General features: G+C 71.6%; 15 protein-coding genes. 10 read left to right on the top strand and 5 right to left on the bottom strand.

Features of this window, described 5'->3' with window-relative positions:
• The first annotated feature begins 44 nt into the window (after positions 1 to 44).
• The 4 genes from LNW71_RS23145 (at position 45) to LNW71_RS23130 (ending at position 4,605) form a co-directional block, all read left to right on the top strand.
• On the top strand, positions 45 to 1,007 hold the full coding sequence (locus LNW71_RS23145) for a DUF4429 domain-containing protein (RefSeq protein WP_250969982.1): 963 nt from the start codon (positions 45 to 47) through the stop codon (positions 1,005 to 1,007).
• 120 nt (positions 1,008 to 1,127) lie between these two features.
• Positions 1,128 to 2,579 (top strand): sensor histidine kinase, encoded by a 1,452-nt coding sequence (locus LNW71_RS23140; RefSeq protein ID WP_250969981.1) that lies wholly within the window; start codon positions 1,128 to 1,130, stop codon positions 2,577 to 2,579.
• On the top strand, positions 2,482 to 3,165 hold the full coding sequence (locus tag LNW71_RS23135; protein ID WP_250969980.1) for a response regulator transcription factor: 684 nt from the start codon (positions 2,482 to 2,484) through the stop codon (positions 3,163 to 3,165). The genes LNW71_RS23140 and LNW71_RS23135 overlap by 98 nt, the downstream gene beginning before the upstream one ends.
• Positions 3,166 to 3,528: 363 nt before the next feature.
• Positions 3,529 to 4,605, top strand: coding sequence for an alpha/beta hydrolase (locus LNW71_RS23130; RefSeq protein WP_250969979.1), 1,077 nt, complete (start codon positions 3,529 to 3,531; stop codon positions 4,603 to 4,605).
• Positions 4,606 to 4,644: 39 nt separating this feature from the next.
• On the opposite strand, the gene LNW71_RS23125 is transcribed toward LNW71_RS23130, so the two are convergent.
• Both LNW71_RS23125 and LNW71_RS23120 read right to left on the bottom strand, forming a co-directional pair.
• On the bottom strand, positions 4,645 to 5,661 hold the full coding sequence (locus LNW71_RS23125; protein ID WP_250969978.1) for an aldo/keto reductase: 1,017 nt from the start codon (positions 5,659 to 5,661) through the stop codon (positions 4,645 to 4,647).
• Positions 5,661 to 6,122 (bottom strand): MerR family transcriptional regulator, encoded by a 462-nt coding sequence (locus tag LNW71_RS23120; protein WP_250969977.1) that lies wholly within the window; start codon positions 6,120 to 6,122, stop codon positions 5,661 to 5,663. The genes LNW71_RS23125 and LNW71_RS23120 overlap by 1 nt, the downstream gene beginning before the upstream one ends.
• Before the next feature lie 91 nt (positions 6,123 to 6,213).
• On the opposite strand from LNW71_RS23120, the gene LNW71_RS23115 reads away from it, so the two are divergent.
• A complete protein-coding gene (locus LNW71_RS23115) occupies positions 6,214 to 7,029 on the top strand; it encodes a serine hydrolase domain-containing protein (RefSeq protein ID WP_250969976.1) in 816 nt (271 codons plus the stop codon).
• On the opposite strand, the gene LNW71_RS23110 is transcribed toward LNW71_RS23115, so the two are convergent.
• Positions 6,995 to 7,393, bottom strand: a complete 399-nt coding sequence (locus LNW71_RS23110; RefSeq protein ID WP_250969975.1) for an ATP-binding protein — start codon at positions 7,391 to 7,393, stop codon at positions 6,995 to 6,997. The genes LNW71_RS23115 and LNW71_RS23110 overlap by 35 nt on opposite strands.
• Before the next feature lie 146 nt (positions 7,394 to 7,539).
• On the opposite strand from LNW71_RS23110, the gene LNW71_RS23105 reads away from it, so the two are divergent.
• Together LNW71_RS23105 and LNW71_RS23100 are read left to right on the top strand one after the other, a co-directional pair.
• Positions 7,540 to 8,364, top strand: coding sequence for a helix-turn-helix transcriptional regulator (locus tag LNW71_RS23105; RefSeq protein ID WP_250969974.1), 825 nt, complete (start codon positions 7,540 to 7,542; stop codon positions 8,362 to 8,364).
• Positions 8,348 to 8,539: a DUF397 domain-containing protein gene (locus LNW71_RS23100; RefSeq protein WP_250969973.1), complete on the top strand. Its 192-nt coding sequence runs from the start codon at positions 8,348 to 8,350 to the stop codon at positions 8,537 to 8,539. The genes LNW71_RS23105 and LNW71_RS23100 overlap by 17 nt, the downstream gene beginning before the upstream one ends.
• A 58-nt stretch (positions 8,540 to 8,597) precedes the next feature.
• On the opposite strand, the gene LNW71_RS23095 is transcribed toward LNW71_RS23100, so the two are convergent.
• A complete protein-coding gene (locus tag LNW71_RS23095; RefSeq protein ID WP_250969972.1) occupies positions 8,598 to 10,655 on the bottom strand; it encodes an alkaline phosphatase family protein in 2,058 nt (685 codons plus the stop codon).
• Between the two features lie 227 nt (positions 10,656 to 10,882).
• Between LNW71_RS23095 and LNW71_RS23090 the strand changes: the two genes are divergently transcribed.
• Together LNW71_RS23090 and LNW71_RS23085 are read left to right on the top strand one after the other, a co-directional pair.
• Complete coding sequence (locus tag LNW71_RS23090; RefSeq protein WP_250969971.1) at positions 10,883 to 11,503, top strand: N-acetyltransferase; 621 nt, start codon at positions 10,883 to 10,885, stop codon at positions 11,501 to 11,503.
• A 3-nt stretch (positions 11,504 to 11,506) separates the two neighbouring features.
• Positions 11,507 to 11,821, top strand: coding sequence for a hypothetical protein (locus LNW71_RS23085; protein WP_250969970.1), 315 nt, complete (start codon positions 11,507 to 11,509; stop codon positions 11,819 to 11,821).
• Positions 11,822 to 11,924: 103 nt separating this feature from the next.
• Here the strand turns inward: LNW71_RS23085 and LNW71_RS23080 are convergent, their stop codons facing one another.
• Complete coding sequence (locus LNW71_RS23080; RefSeq protein ID WP_250969969.1) at positions 11,925 to 12,584, bottom strand: pirin family protein; 660 nt, start codon at positions 12,582 to 12,584, stop codon at positions 11,925 to 11,927.
• Between the two features lie 121 nt (positions 12,585 to 12,705).
• Here LNW71_RS23080 and LNW71_RS23075 point away from each other — a divergent pair, with 121 nt between their 5' ends.
• Positions 12,706 to 13,905, top strand: coding sequence for a helix-turn-helix domain-containing protein (locus LNW71_RS23075; protein ID WP_250969968.1), 1,200 nt, complete (start codon positions 12,706 to 12,708; stop codon positions 13,903 to 13,905).
• Positions 13,906 to 13,960 lie beyond the last annotated feature (55 nt).

The following is a 13,960-nucleotide window of genomic DNA, read 5'->3' as shown; positions in this document are numbered from 1 at the left end:
GCCGAGGGGGGACGTGCGGGCAAGTGCCGCATACGATGAGGCACATGGGTGATGTGCTGGCCGGAATTCAAGCCACCTGGGAGTTCGACACCGACTCCGTGCTCATCCGCTTCGAACGGGGTATCCGCACGCCGAGACTCTTCCAGAGCCTCCGTGAGCGCCGCGTCCCGCATACGGCGCTGTCGTCGGTGACGCTGACCCCGGGCAAGCGGGGCACGGTGGTGCTGCGAGCGGTGCCCAGACCCGGGGCCGATCCGCTGCTGGAGGCCGCGGCCGGGCAGCTGAACGACGGCTGCGATCCGTACCGCCTGGTGCTCCCCGCCGAGCGCGAGACGCTCGCCGAGTACTACGCGGACGAGCTGCGCGCGCGGCTGGGTCCCGACGCCGCCGAGCCCGCGGACCGGTTCCTGGTCGCGGCCCCCGAGGCGCCGATGCGCTTCAAGGCGTACGACGGCAGGGCCAGCTTCGACGGGGACCGGATCTCCTTCCGGTGGTTCTGGACGGGCGCCTCCTCGGAGAAGTGGAAAGCGGGCGACCAGACGTTCCCGGTCACCGAACTGAGCGGGGTCGAATGGCGCTCGCCGGAGGCCTTCGAGGGCTATCTGCGGCTGGTGCCGCGAGGGCTGGAGGCCGCGGGTCCGCCCGCGGTCGAGGGAGCCCGCCTGGACAGCGGTCCGGGGGCGGGGCTGTGCACGGGCGCCCCGCAGAGCGTGCAGCCGGTGGCCGCACGGCCCACCCGGGCCGACGAGGACCCCGCCGCGGTGATCTTCGGCCTCGGCTACGGCCCGGTGCACGAGTCGCTGCCCTTCGCCGCGGCCGTCCTGGAATCGGTCCGCAGGAAGCAGTCCACGCCCGTCGCCGCCGCAGCGGCCCTGGCAGGCGCGGGACGACGCGACCCGGCGGACATCGCGGAGCGCATCCGCCACCTCGGTGAGCTGCACCAGGCGGGTCTGGTGACGGACGACGAGTTCAGCGCGAAGAAGGCCCAGCTGCTCGCCGAGCTGTAGGGCTTCGTGGCCGTCCCTGTCGTACGGGTGGGTCATACTCCCGTACGACAGGGACGGCCACGGAACCGGAACCCCGGTATGACGCCGGCGGGCGGCTTCGCTGCCTAACCTGATCAGGACATGCCCACTTCCTCCCCGCCCCCGCCGCCGCCGGCGGACGGTCTGCTGAGCGCCGCCCGCCGCAATCTGCGCGAGCTGGCCCACGGACTGTCCCACCCGTCCCACGCCCCGACGCCGCTGCTGGCCGACGCCCCGAAACGGTGGCAGCGGCTGCTGCCGTACACCGCCGTCCTCGCTCTCGCCGCGATCTTCGTCCCGGTCACGATCACGGTCCTGCGCGACCAGTACGGGCTGGGTGGCGGGGTGGCGGGGCTCCTGGCCGTCGCGCAGACCGCGCCCCTGCTGATGCTGGCGCACCGGCCGCTGCAGGCCTGGTGGATCATCTTCCCCGCCGACATCCTCGGCGCGGTCGTGCTGCTCGGGCAGCCGGCCCAGAAGTACGACAACTGGCCGTGGACACCGCCCGCCCTGATCGGCTACCTCTTCCTGCTGCTCGCGCTGGCCCTGCGCGAGACCCGGCGCACCCTGGTCGCCGTCTGGCTGGCGACCGGCACGGCGTCCCTCGCCATGTACGCGCTCTCCCCCGAACGCAGCAACAGCAGCGCGCTGTTGCTGGCCATCCTCGGTGCGGTGGTGCTGGTGATAGGCGCGGCGGTACGGGAACGGGGCGTCGCTCAGCGGCAGTTGGCCGAGCAGGAGACCATCAGCGAGGCCGAGCGGGCCCAGCGGACGCTGCTGGAGGAACGCACCAGGATCGCCCGCGAACTGCACGACGTCGTCGCGCACCACATGTCGGTGATCACGGTCCAGGCGGACTCCGCGCCCTACCGGCTGGACGGGCTGCCGGACGAGGCCCGCGCGGAGTTCGGGTCGATCGCCGCGAGCGCGCGGGAGTCCCTCGCGGAGATGCGACGGCTGCTCACCGTGCTGCGCAGCGAGGGAACGGAGGCCGAGCGGACACCGCAGCCGGGGCTCGACCGGCTGCAGCAGCTGGTCGAGGCGACCGTACGGGCCGGGCTCCCGGCCGAACTGTCGCTGCCCACCGGGCTGACGGGCCTGCCGCAGCTGGTGGACCTGTCCGCGTACCGGATCGTGCAGGAGTCCCTGGCGAACGTCGTCCGGCACGCACCGGGTGCGCGCACCCGGGTCTCGATCGGTTCCGACGGTTCGTATCTGACGGTGCTGGTCGTCAACGACCCTCCGCGACACACGGGTTCGTCGCACGTGCCGCTGGAGACGACCGGGACGGGACACGGTCTGGTCGGAATGCGCGAGCGCGTACGGTTGACCGGCGGCACGCTGGACACCGGACCGCTGCCGGACGGCGGCTTCCGGGTGGCTGCGCGGCTGCCGCTGCCCCCGGCCGCGCCGCCCGCCTCGGCCGCCGCTGCCCCGCCCCGCATCCGGAGGACTCTTGACCATCCGTGTGATCATCGTCGACGACCAGGCCATGGTGCGGGCGGGGTTCGCGGCGCTGCTCGCGGCGCAGGCCGACATCGACGTGGTCGGTGAGGCGCCGGACGGGCGCCGCGGCATCGACGTCAGCCGCCAGGCCCATCCGGATGTGGTGCTGATGGACGTCCGGATGCCCGAGATGGACGGCCTGGCGGCGGCGCGCGAACTGCTGAACCCGCCGGTGGGTGTGGAACACGTGCCGAAGGTGCTGATGCTCACCACGTTCGACGTGGACGACTACGTGTACGAGGCGCTGCGCGCCGGCGCCTCCGGCTTCCTGCTGAAGGACGCGCCACCGGCGGATCTGATCTCGGCGGTACGGGTGGTGGCGTCGGGCGACGCCTTGCTCGCCCCGTCCGTGACGCGGCGTCTGATCGCGGACTTCGCCCGGCAGCGGCCGTCCGGCGCGGCACGCAGCGGGGCCGCGCTGCGGCTGAACGGGCTGACTCCGCGCGAGACGGAGGTGCTGGAGCTGATCGCGCGGGGGCTGTCGAACCAGGAGATCGCGGGGCGGCTGGTGCTCGCGGAGCAGACGGTGAAGACGCATATCGGGCGGGTGCTGTCGAAGCTGGACCTGCGGGACCGGGCGCAAGCCGTGATCTTCGCGTACGAGGCGGGGCTGGTGGTACCGGGCGAGGGGTGAGTGGCGGGGGTCGCGGGGCGAGGGCGCGGTATCGCCGGGGTCGTCCGGCGGCCGCTTCGTCCTCAATCGCCGGACGGGCTGGATGGGCTGCCCGCCCCCCGTCGCCGATCAAGGTCACCCTCCGAGCCCGCCCACTAACCCAGCCCGCCCGGCGATTGAGGGCAACTTTCGAGCCCGTCCGGCGATTGAGGACCGGGGTCCGGGGCGGAGCCCCGGCATCAGCCGCCCCGTACACCCCCTACCCAGGTATCACCCCGCGGTTGGCCCCCCGGTGTGACGCCCCCGCACCCACCCTCTTCCTACCTTCCTCCCGTCGCGCCGAACGGCGTGCGGGAGCCGGGTCATCCGGAGAGGGAGGGTCGCATGCGCCGCTATGCGAGGACCCTGGTCGCGGTCGCTCTGGCGACCACCGTCGTGACCGGAACGGCCGGCTGGGCCTCGGGGAACGCCCAACAGGCCCTGACCGGACCGCCGCCCGGCACCTCCGCCTGGCGGGCGGACCACGTGCTCGGGCGGACACTGCCCGATCCGGCCCGCGCCACGCCCGCCCAAGTGGGGCGCTTCTTCCGGGGGTTGAGTGAGCAGGACCGGCTGACGCTGGCCGCCCGGCACCCGCTCGTCGTCGGCAACCTCGACGGCGCACCGGTCGAGCTGCGGTACCGCGCCAACGCCCTTTCGCTGAAGGGCAGTCACGATCCCCGGTACGCCCACCTCGCCGCGGACGGCCAACGCCAGATCCTCGCGTTCGACCCGCGCGGGCGGGGCCAGGTGGCCGAGGTCTTCGGGGACCTGAACACAGCGCGTCGGGTGTCCGTCGTGGTGCCGGGTTCGGACATCGACGCCGGGACCTTCGACCGGAGCAACGACGTCTACGGCACCCCGGCCGGCATGGCCAAGTCCCTCTACTCGCGGACCGGCCGGGGCAGCGCCGTGGTCGCCTGGGCCGGGTACACCACCCCCGTCGGCGTCGGCATCGACGCCGCGACCGGCTCGCTCGCCGAGGCCGGGGCGGACCGGCTGACCCGGTTCACCGACGGGCTGGCCGCCGACGGCGTGCCCGCGCCCGCCGTCTTCTGCCACAGCTACGGCTCCGTGGTCTGCGGCCTCGCCGCGCCCCGGCTGCGCGCCACCGACCTGGTCGTCCTCGGCTCGCCCGGGATGCGCGCCGACAACGTCCGCGCGCTGCACACCGGCGCCCGGGTGTGGGCCGCGAAGGACCCCAGCGACTGGATCGACCGGGTGCCGAACGTCGAGTTCGCGGGGCTGGGCCACGGCGCCGACCCGGCCTCCCCGGAGTTCGGCGCCCGCCGGGTGCCCGCCGACGACGCGCACGGGCACACCGGCTACTTCGCGCCCGGCACCGAATCGCTGGCCGCCTTCGCCGCGATCGCCGACGGCGCGGGCGCCCCGGGAGGACGCCCGCGCCCGGCCGGCGAGTGAGGACAGCCCGTCCGGCTCGGGACCGGACCGGAGCAGCCCCTACTCGCGGGCCGCGGAAGTGGAGCTCATGTCCGGGTAACGGTCCCCCGCGACCTTGGCGGCGATCGGCTCCAGCAGCGCCAGCTCCTCGGCCGTCAGCGTGAGCCGGGTGGCGCCGACGTTCTCCAGCAGCCGGCTGCTCTTGCGGGTGCCCGGGATCGGCACCACGGCCAGACCGTGCACCTGGGCGCGCTGCTGCACCCAGGCGAGCGCCACCTGGGCGGCGGTGGCCCCGTGCGCAGCGGCGATCTTGTGCACCGGCTCCAGCAGCGCGGCGTTCGTCTTCGCGTTGTCACCGGTGAAGCGCGGCTGGAACTGCCGGAAGTCGTTCTTCGCCAGGTCCTTGCCCGCGTCCGCGAACGCCCCGGTCAGAAAGCCCCGGCCGAGCGGCGAGTACGGCACGAAGGTCACCCCGAGCTCCACGGCTGCGGGCACCGCGCTGCGCTCGACGTCCCGGCTGAAGAGCGACCACTCGGACTGCAGGGCGGCGATCGGGTGCACGGCGTGCGCCTCACGCAGCTCCGCACCGGTCACCTCGCTCAGCCCGAGCTGCTTGACCTTGCCCTGCCGTACCAGCTCGGCCATCGCGCCGACGGACTCGGCGAGCGGCACGGACGGGTCGCGGCGGTGCATGTAGTACAGGTCGATGACATCGGTGTTCAGCCGGCGCAGGCTGTCCTCGACGGCCTGGCGGATGTAGGCGGGGTCGTTGCGCACGGCACGGTAGTGCGGGTCGTCCTCCCGCCGCTCGATGGCGAACTTCGTGGCGAGGGTGATCTCGTCCCGGTGCGCGCCGACGAACGGGGCGATGAACGTCTCGTTGGCGCCGCTGCCGTAGATGTCCGCCGTGTCGAAGAGCGTGACGCCCGCCGCCAGTGCCGTTTCCAGCGTCTCGCGCGCGGCCGCCTCGTCGGTGTCGCCGTAGAACTCGCTCATGCCCATGCAGCCGAGCCCCTGGACGCCGACCTGCGGGCCGCCCCTGCCGAGCTCCACGGTGGCGATCTTGTTGTCAGTCATCAGGTACTGGGCCTCTCCGGCGCCCGTCGGGCGCCCGCATAAAAATCGATCTTGTGGTCGAGGACGGCCAGGGTGTCCTGGAGCTCCGCTATCCGCGTCCTCACGTCGCGGCGGGTCGCCTCCAGCAGTTCCTGCCGCTCCTCGAAGGTGTGGTCGCCCTCGCGCAGCAGTTCCGCGTAACGGACCATGTGGGCGACCGGCATGCCGGTCAGCCGCAGCTTGCCGACGAAGGCGAGCCAGTCCAGGTCACGGTTGGTGAAGCGCCGCTGACCGGTGTGCGACCGGTCCACGTGCGGCATCAGGCCGATCCGCTCGTACCAGCGCAGGGTGTGGGCGGTGAGCCCGGTGAAGGCGACCACCTCGCTGATCGTGTACTGGTCCCGCCCCTCGGGGCGCGGGTGCGCCTTGGGTGCCGATACGCAGATGTCGGTCCGTGTCGAAGTGGTCTCCATCACCGTCATACCTCTACGCTAAAACCTTCGAGTGCACTCCAGGCAAGTGAAACCGGGTGCGGGTTTCGGCGCCGGCCTCGCAGAACCTAGTCTCGTACGCATGCAGAGCCTGGCGATCATCGAGAACTGGCCCGTGCCCACCGCGGCAGCAGCCGTCGTACGAGCGGACGGCACCGTCCTCGGCAGGCACGGTCCGACCGAGCACCGCTTCCCGCTCGCCTCCGTCACCAAGCCGATCGCCGCCTACGCGGCGCTGGTGGCGTACGAGGAGGGCGCGGTCGAGCTGGACGACCCGGCCGGGCCCGAAGGCTCGACGGTCCGGCACCTGCTCGCCCACACCAGCGGCCTCGCCTTCGATGAGCACCGGGTGACGGCCCCGCCCGGCACCCGGCGGCTGTACTCCAACGCGGGCTTCGAGGTGCTCGGCGACCTCATCGCCAAGGCCACCGACATCCCGTTCCCGGAGTACGTGCGCCAGGCGGTCCTGGAGCCCCTTGGCATGGCCTCGACCACGCTGGACGGCTCGCCCGCCCGCGACGGCGTCTCGACCGTCGAGGACCTGGTGCGGTTCGCGGCCGAGGTCCAGGCCCCGCGCCTGCTCGACCCCCGCACGGTGCTCGCGGCACAGACCGTCGTGCACCCGGGCCTGAAGGGCGTCCTGCCCGGCTACGGCCACCAGAACCCCAACGACTGGGGCCTCGGCTTCGAGATCCGCGACTCCAAGTCGCCGCACTGGACGGGCGCCAACTCCTCCCCCGCGACCTTCGGCCACTTCGGGCAGTCGGGCACGTTCCTGTGGATCGACCCAGTGGCGGGAGCCGCCTGCGTGGCCCTCACCGACCGGGCCTTCGGGCCGTGGGCGGCCGAGGCCTGGACCCCGTTCACGGACGCGGTGCTGGCCGAGCTGGCGCAGTGACCGGTGCGGCGGCCAGGCACTCGAACCACACCGTCTTGCCGCCGCCGTCCCGCCGCTCCTCCACGCCCCACTTGTCCGTGACGGCGTCCACCAGCAGCAACCCCCTGCCGCCCTCGTCGAGCAGGCCCCCCTCACCCACGACGGGCAGCGCCGGACAGCCGTCCGCCACCTCCACGCGCACCCCCTCGCCGCCCGGCAGCCGGAAGATGAACGTCTGGCAGCGGCGGCCGGGGACATGCCGCACGACGTTGGCGACCAGCTCGGTGAGCGCGAGCTCCGCCGCGTCGGCCACGCCCTCCAGACGCCACCCCGTGAGGTAGAGGCGCAGGATGCGCCGCAGATGCCGGGCCGAGTGCTCGCCCATGGCGAAGTCGGCGCGGTAGACGGGCTCTTCGGACTCGGCCCGGGAGCGGTGAGGTGATTCATGCCACCATCGTGCGAGCGGATGACTACGCTCGGCTACGTACGGAACCGAACGCCGCGAGGCGTTGCACACCGGAGGTCCCTGCCGTGGCCAACGTCCAGTCACTCGACCCCAGCGCCTCCCCACTGGACTACTACGGCTGGGAGCTGCGCCGCCAGCGCGAGGCCCACGGCCTGAAACAGGGCCAGTTGGGCGAGATCATCTTCTGTACGGGGTCGCTGGTCGGTCAGATCGAGACGACGAAGAAGGTCCCGACCCGCGACTTCTCGGAACGGGTGGACGCGGCCCTCGGCACGGACGGGGTGTTCTCCCGCCTGATGGGCCTGGTCCTGCGCAGCCAACTGCCGACCTGGTTCCAGCCGTACGCGGACATGGAGGCGAAGGCCGCGTACATCTCGACGTACCAGGCGCAGTTGGTCTACGGGCTGTTACAGACGGAGAGCTATGCGCGGGCCCTCCTCGGTGTCGACCACCCGGACAAGATCGACGAAATGTCGGCCGCGCGGCTGGACCGGCAGCGGATTCTGGAGCGAGAGAACCCGCCCGCACTGTGGATCGTCCTGAGCGAGGCCGCCTTGCTCCAGGAAGTTGGCGGGCGGGATGTCATGCGCGAACAACTCGGCCGGCTGTTGGACTACCGGAACGACCCCTGGGTGCAGCTCCAGGTGCTGCCGTTCGAAGTCGGCCAGCACACGGGAATGATGGGGTCGTTCACTCTGCTGCGGTTCGAGGACGACCCGGATCTCTTCTACGTGGAGAGCTACGACCAAGGCCATATGACCGCCAACCCGTCCGTGATCAAAGAGCGTTCGGTCGGCTACGCTCGACTTCAAGCTACAGCCCTCTCCCCCGAGGACTCGGCGATGCTGATTGCTCGTGTGATGGAGGAACAGTATGGAAACCAGTCATGAGCCAGCAGAAACACGCTGGCGGAAGTCGTCGTACAGCGGAACGAACGGCGGCGAGTGCGTCGAGGTGGCAACCGGCTGCGCCGCCTCCGTCCCCGTCCGTGACAGCAAGAACCCCTCCGGGCCCGTCGTCGTCATCGGGGCCGATGCCTGGCGGGGCTTCGTAGCCGGGCTCTGAGGCTCGTACGGGGAAGGGGGCCGGGACGGCCACGTCGTCCCGGCCCCCTTCTGTCGCCTCAGACGGTCGCCACGCGGCCCGCGTACCGCTGCGTCCAGCCGGTCCCGGTGTCCGCGGTGAGCACCACGTCGTAGTAGCCGTGCTCGGTGGGCCAGTGCACGACGGTGGAGGAGCCGCCGTGCACGGTGTACCGGCGGGTGCCGCCGTCGTAGTCGTTGGCCGTCAGGGTGTAACGGACGGGGTGGCGCCCGTCGTTGTGCAGCCGCAGCCCGACCACGGCATGCCTGCCCCTGATCAGCTCCGCGTCGACGCGCGGGATGCCGACGCGCTTCCTGCCTCCGCCCTCGCTCTCCCTCTCGGGGGTCAGCTGTCCGGCGAAGGAGCGCAGGAAACCGTCGGGTCCGTAGACGGAGAAGGCGTACTTGCCGTCGGTCTTCGTCGCATCCCAGGTGTACGCCCGCGGTGTCGCCGCGCTCACCGTGTACGGGGTGTTGTCGAAGGCGAGGTACCGGTCGGGGAAGACCTGGAGGCTCACCGCCTTGCCCGCAGGACCGCCGGCCAGCGTCATGGACGCGGTCACCGTGCCGGCGGCGCGGTCCTCGGTCAAAGTGGCGTGCGGGTGGAAGGAGAGGCCGCGCGGCTCCATCCGGTCCCGCGGCGGTCTCGGCGGGGTGCCGGTGACCGGGTCGGCGATGACGACCGGACCCGGGCGCGGGTGCGCGAAGTCGATCGCGCTGGTCAGGTCGCCGGCGACGGAGCGGCGCCACTCGGTGATGTTCGGGCAGGTGAACGGTTTGCCCAGGGTGGCGGCCCAGGTCTCCAGGAACTTCACCGTCGAGGTGTGGTCGAACACCTCCGAGGCGACGTAGCCGCCGCGTGTCCACGGCGAGACGAGCAGCATCGGCACCCGGGGGCCGAAGCCGTACGGGGTGGTGCCGGAGAACTCACCCGCGGTGCCCGGCTCCGGGCGCGGGGGCAGGACGTGGTCGAACTTCCCGTCGTTCTCGTCGTAGGTGATGATCACCAGGGTGTGGTTCCAGATGTCCTCGTTGCTCTGGAGCGTCTTCAGCACCTTGTTCATGTAGCGCTCACCGTGGACGGTGTCGAAGCCCGGGTGTTCGCTCCACGCGGCGGGCATCACCACCCAGGAGACCTCGGGCAGCGGGTGCTCCGCCCCGGGCTCGCAGGCCGCGATCAGGTCGCGGAGGACCGCGTCGAGGTTCGCCTCGGAGTCGTCGTTCGGCGTGGTGGCACCCGCGTAGACGAAGGAGTTGGCCTTCCAGATCTTGCCGGTGCCCGGTTCGAGGTCACCCGGCGCGGCCGTGCGGGGGTCGAAGGCCTTGAAGCTGTTGGTGACGTTGCAGCCGTACTCGCCGACGTAGCCGTTCTGGAGGCTGCCGCGGACACCGTTGCCGCTGTTGTCGGAGTAGACCCGCCAGTCGATGCCGGCCTGCTGGAGCTGCTCGGGGACCGTGGTCCAGCCGCGGCTGTAGTCGTTCTGGTTGGCGTTGGTGACCTCGCCGCCCCCTGAACCGGTCATGAGGTAGTAGCGGTTCGGGATGGTCGGCCCGTGCAGCGAGCAGAAGTTCATGTCGCAGACGGTGTACTGGGAGGCGAGCGAGTACATCCAGGGCATGTAGTCGGGCGTGTAGTACCACATGCAGTGGTCGCCCTTGTCCTTTACCCAGGTGTCCCAACGCCCGCCGTTGGCACCGTAGAAGGCGTGGTTGTCGCTCCAGGTGGCGGTCGATACGGCGGGCGTCACGATGGTGCCGGCGGCGTCGCGCTGCTGGAAGACGTCGGTGCCGTCCTGGAACCTCAGGACCTGCTTGTCGTGGTGTCCGCGCACACCTGGCAGCTGACCGAGGTAGTGGTCGAAGGACCGGTTCTCCTGCATCAGGATCACCACGTGCTTGAGGTCGGAGATGTCGCCGTTGAAGCCGTCGGGCAGGTGGTATTCGGCCGCGACGGCCTGTGCCCCGGCGACCGCTTCGGCGACCGGGCCTGCGGCCATCGCGCCCAGGGTGACGGCGGCTGCCTGGAGCATCAGGCGCCGGGAGATGCGGGGTTCGCTGCCGGGGGTCGCGGCGGTTTCGGCGTTGGTTGTGACTGTCATCAGGGGGACCTCTGGGGGAGAGTGGTTCCGGGGCGCACGTCGGCGCGTGCCTGCGAAAACTAGGCCGCCGGGGCGAACGGCGGGCGAACCGTGGCCGTACTCCTGAGACACCGGCAGATGATCTCTCGCCGTGCTGCCGGGTGGGGGGTCTCGCTGACGCAAACATGCCAACAGGGCGGGCCGATCCGGTAGTCGGAGATCACGATTGGCCGATACTCTCCCCGGCCATGACCGACATAGCGCGTGCCGCCGCCTCCGACGTCCCGGCGCTCGCCGCCGTGCTCGCCAGCGCCTACGCCGAGGACCCCGTCTGGTCCTGGCTGATGCCACGCGACCGGGACCGGCGACTGCGGCTCCTGTTCACCGCACACCTCGCCCAGCAGGTCCCGGCGGGCCGGGTGTGGACCGACCCGGACCGCACGGTGGCGGCGGTGTGGGCCGAGCCCGGACAGTGGAATCTGCCGGCGGGCCACCTGCTGCGGAACGCGGGCACCCTGCTACGAGCCGGGCGGGGTCAGCTGCCCAGGATGGGCGGGCGGTTGCTCGCACTGGAGCACCGGCACCCGGCCGGTCCCGCGCACTGGTACGTGGAGTACATCGGCACCCACGCCGACGCGCGCGGGACGGGGCGCGGGTCGCAGGTGCTGGGCGGGCTGCTGGAGCAGGCGGACGCGGACGGGCGTCCGGTGTTCCTGGAGTCGAGCAACCGTCGCAACCTGACGTTCTACGAACGGCACGGTTTCGCCGTGCACGAGGAGATGACGTTTCGGGCCGGGCCGCCGATGTGGTCGATGTGGCGGCGGGAACCGGAACCCGGTCAGGGGCCGGTCACCAACGGGAGGCCCTGAGACATGGGTGTGTACGACCGGCTCTTCGTCGCCGCACCGTCGCCGTGCCCCGGGTGCGGATCGCAGGCGGACATGGTGATCCAGTTCCATTTCGGGGACGTGTGGCTGAACAGGTTCCGCGTCGGCGACTCGATCGCGTGGTCGGACAGGTCCAAGGGGGCCCCGCGACAGGGCCGCTTCGAGATCCCCGGCTATCCGGAATGGTGCAAGCCGTGCGGGCTGGAGAACGAGGACCTCTACCTCGTGGAGTTCGACGGTGACGTGATCGTCGGCTACCGCAAGGCGGCGGAAGAGGACTTGGAGGGCTTCGACTGGTGACCGGCCGCCTGCCCCGGGGATCGGTTCCCCGTGCGCGAGGTATCCGGTCGCCGCGGCCGGCCCGATCGGTCGGCGATGACGGTGACCGGCTCGGGCCGGCGCCTCAGTCCGGCAGTTCCCAGATCAGCGTCTGTGACGGGCCCGCGCCTCCGACCAGCTCAAGACCCACTTCCGCGGTGATCCGTGCCGAGTCGCCCGGCGCGAGTTCCGCGTCGCCGATCCGCGCCTGTCCGGCCACCACGTGGACGTACACCTTCGGCGCGTCGGGCACCGCCGTCCGCTCCCCGGCGGCCAGTCGGCGCACATGGAGCATCGCGCCCGCTTCCGGCAGGGCGTAGGGGGTGGAGTCGGCGATGCCGGGGACGGTCGTGTACGTGGGCTCGCCGCCCGGCTCCAGCGGTGCGAGCCACATCTGAAGGAACGTCAGCGGCTCCTCCCCGTCGTTGCGTTCGACGTGCCGGACGCCCGACGCCGCGCTGAGGTGCTGGACGTCCCCGGGCCGTACGCGCGTGGTGTGACCGGCCGAATCGTCGTGCGTCAGCTCGCCCTCGACCACCCAGGTGACGATCTCGGTGTGGCTGTGCGGGTGCTCGTCGAAGCCCGCGCCTGGTGCCAGCCGCTCCTCGTTGCAGGCCAGGACCGGGCCGAAGCGGAGGTTGTCGGGGTCGTAGAAGGTGCCGAACGAGAAGGAGTGGCGGGAGTCGATGCCGGCCGCCTCGTCCCCGCCCCTGAAGCGGTCGCCCGAGCGACGTACGGAGATCACCCGCCCACGGTAGCCCGCACCGGCCTGCCGGCGCCCCGGCTCCGGACCGCTACCCGGCAGTACGACCCGCGGGCCGCCCCGCCCCTCCGGGCAGCCGTCCGGATAGGGCAGTCTTGTCTCCGTGCCCCGACCCGATCCTGAGCAGCCCGCCGCGAACGACGCCCATCTGCATGCCGCGACCCTGAAGCGGCTGGAGCAGTCCTCCGGCCGGCTGGCCGCGAACGCGATCGCCCGCATGGACGAGTCGCTGCCCTGGTACCGGGCCATGCCACCGGAGAACCGGTCCTGGATCGGCCTGGTCGCCCAGGCCGGCATCGCCGCCTTCACCGAGTGGTTCCGGCATCCGGAGACCCCGCAGGCCATCTCAACCGATGTCTTCGGTACGGCTCCGCGCGAGCTGACCCGGGCGATCACGCTGCGGCAGACCGTCGAGATGGTCCGTACGACGATCGAGGTCATGGAGGCCGCGATCGACGAAGTCGCCGCGCCCGGCGACGAGTCGGTGCTGCGCGAGGCGCTGCTCGTCTACGCGCGCGAGATCGCCTTCGCGACCGCACAGGTGTACGCCCAGGCCGCCGAGGCGCGTGGCGCCTGGGACGCCAGGCTCGAATCGCTCGTGGTGAACGCGGTGCTCTCCGGGGAGGCGGACGAAGGCGCCGTGTCCCGGGCCGCCGCGCTCGGCTGGAACTCCCCCGAGCACGTCTGCGTGCTGCTCGGCACGGCCCCCGACGGCGACAGCGAACTGACCGTGGAAGCGATCAGGCGGGCCGCCCGGCACGCCAAGCTCCAGGTCCTGACCGGCGTGCTCGGCAACCGGCTGGTCGTCATCGCGGGCGGCAGCGACAACCCGCTGCAGGTCGCGAAGGCGCTGATCGGCCCGTACGCGGCGGGGCCGGTCGTCGCCGGTCCCGTGGTGCCCGACCTGCTGGCGGCGACCCGGTCCGCACAGGCGGCCGCCGCGGGACTGAGGGCGGGCAGTGCCTGGCAGGACGCCCCGCGGCCGGTACTCGCGGACGATCTGCTGCCGGAGCGCGCGATGGCGGGTGACCCGGCCGCGCGGGATCAGTTGGTGGAGGAGATCTACAGACCGCTCGAAGAAGCGGGTTCTGCCCTCCTGGAGACGCTGAGTGTGTATCTCGAACAGGCGAGCAGTCTCGAAGGCGCCGCCCGGATGCTGTTCGTCCACCCCAACACCGTGCGCTACCGGCTCCGACGTGTGACTGACGTCACCGGGTGGTCCCCCTCCGATGTGCGGTCGGCGTTCACGCTGCGGATCGCCCTGATCCTGGGGCGTCTGGCCGACAGGGATCCCCAGTCCTAGACTTTTGTCGGACATCAACAATTCCCCATACGGTTCTTCGTCCCTGTCCCCACGG

This window comes from Streptomyces sp. RKAG290 (assembly GCF_023701695.1).
GTDB lineage: Bacteria > Actinomycetota > Actinomycetes > Streptomycetales > Streptomycetaceae > Streptomyces.
Note: the sequence above shows the minus strand (reverse complement) of the source record. Positions and strands in the feature narration are given on the sequence as shown.

Excerpts from the sequence above, each read along its gene's own strand:
- LNW71_RS23100 (WP_250969973.1), top strand. The coding sequence starts at position 8,348 with ATGGAAACCAGTCATGAGCCAGCAGAAACACGCTGGCGGAAGTCGTCG.
- LNW71_RS23125 (WP_250969978.1), bottom strand. The coding sequence starts at position 5,661 with ATGACTGACAACAAGATCGCCACCGTGGAGCTCGGCAGGGGCGGCCCG.
- LNW71_RS23095 (WP_250969972.1), bottom strand. The coding sequence starts at position 10,655 with ATGACAGTCACAACCAACGCCGAAACCGCCGCGACCCCCGGCAGCGAA.
- LNW71_RS23110 (WP_250969975.1), bottom strand. The coding sequence starts at position 7,393 with ATGGGCGAGCACTCGGCCCGGCATCTGCGGCGCATCCTGCGCCTCTAC.
- LNW71_RS23090 (WP_250969971.1), top strand. The coding sequence starts at position 10,883 with ATGACCGACATAGCGCGTGCCGCCGCCTCCGACGTCCCGGCGCTCGCC.
- LNW71_RS23085 (WP_250969970.1), top strand. The coding sequence starts at position 11,507 with ATGGGTGTGTACGACCGGCTCTTCGTCGCCGCACCGTCGCCGTGCCCC.
- LNW71_RS23140 (WP_250969981.1), top strand. The coding sequence starts at position 1,128 with ATGCCCACTTCCTCCCCGCCCCCGCCGCCGCCGGCGGACGGTCTGCTG.
- LNW71_RS23115 (WP_250969976.1), top strand. The coding sequence starts at position 6,214 with ATGCAGAGCCTGGCGATCATCGAGAACTGGCCCGTGCCCACCGCGGCA.
- LNW71_RS23120 (WP_250969977.1), bottom strand. The coding sequence starts at position 6,122 with ATGACGGTGATGGAGACCACTTCGACACGGACCGACATCTGCGTATCG.
- LNW71_RS23130 (WP_250969979.1), top strand. The coding sequence starts at position 3,529 with ATGCGCCGCTATGCGAGGACCCTGGTCGCGGTCGCTCTGGCGACCACC.
- LNW71_RS23145 (WP_250969982.1), top strand. The coding sequence starts at position 45 with ATGGGTGATGTGCTGGCCGGAATTCAAGCCACCTGGGAGTTCGACACC.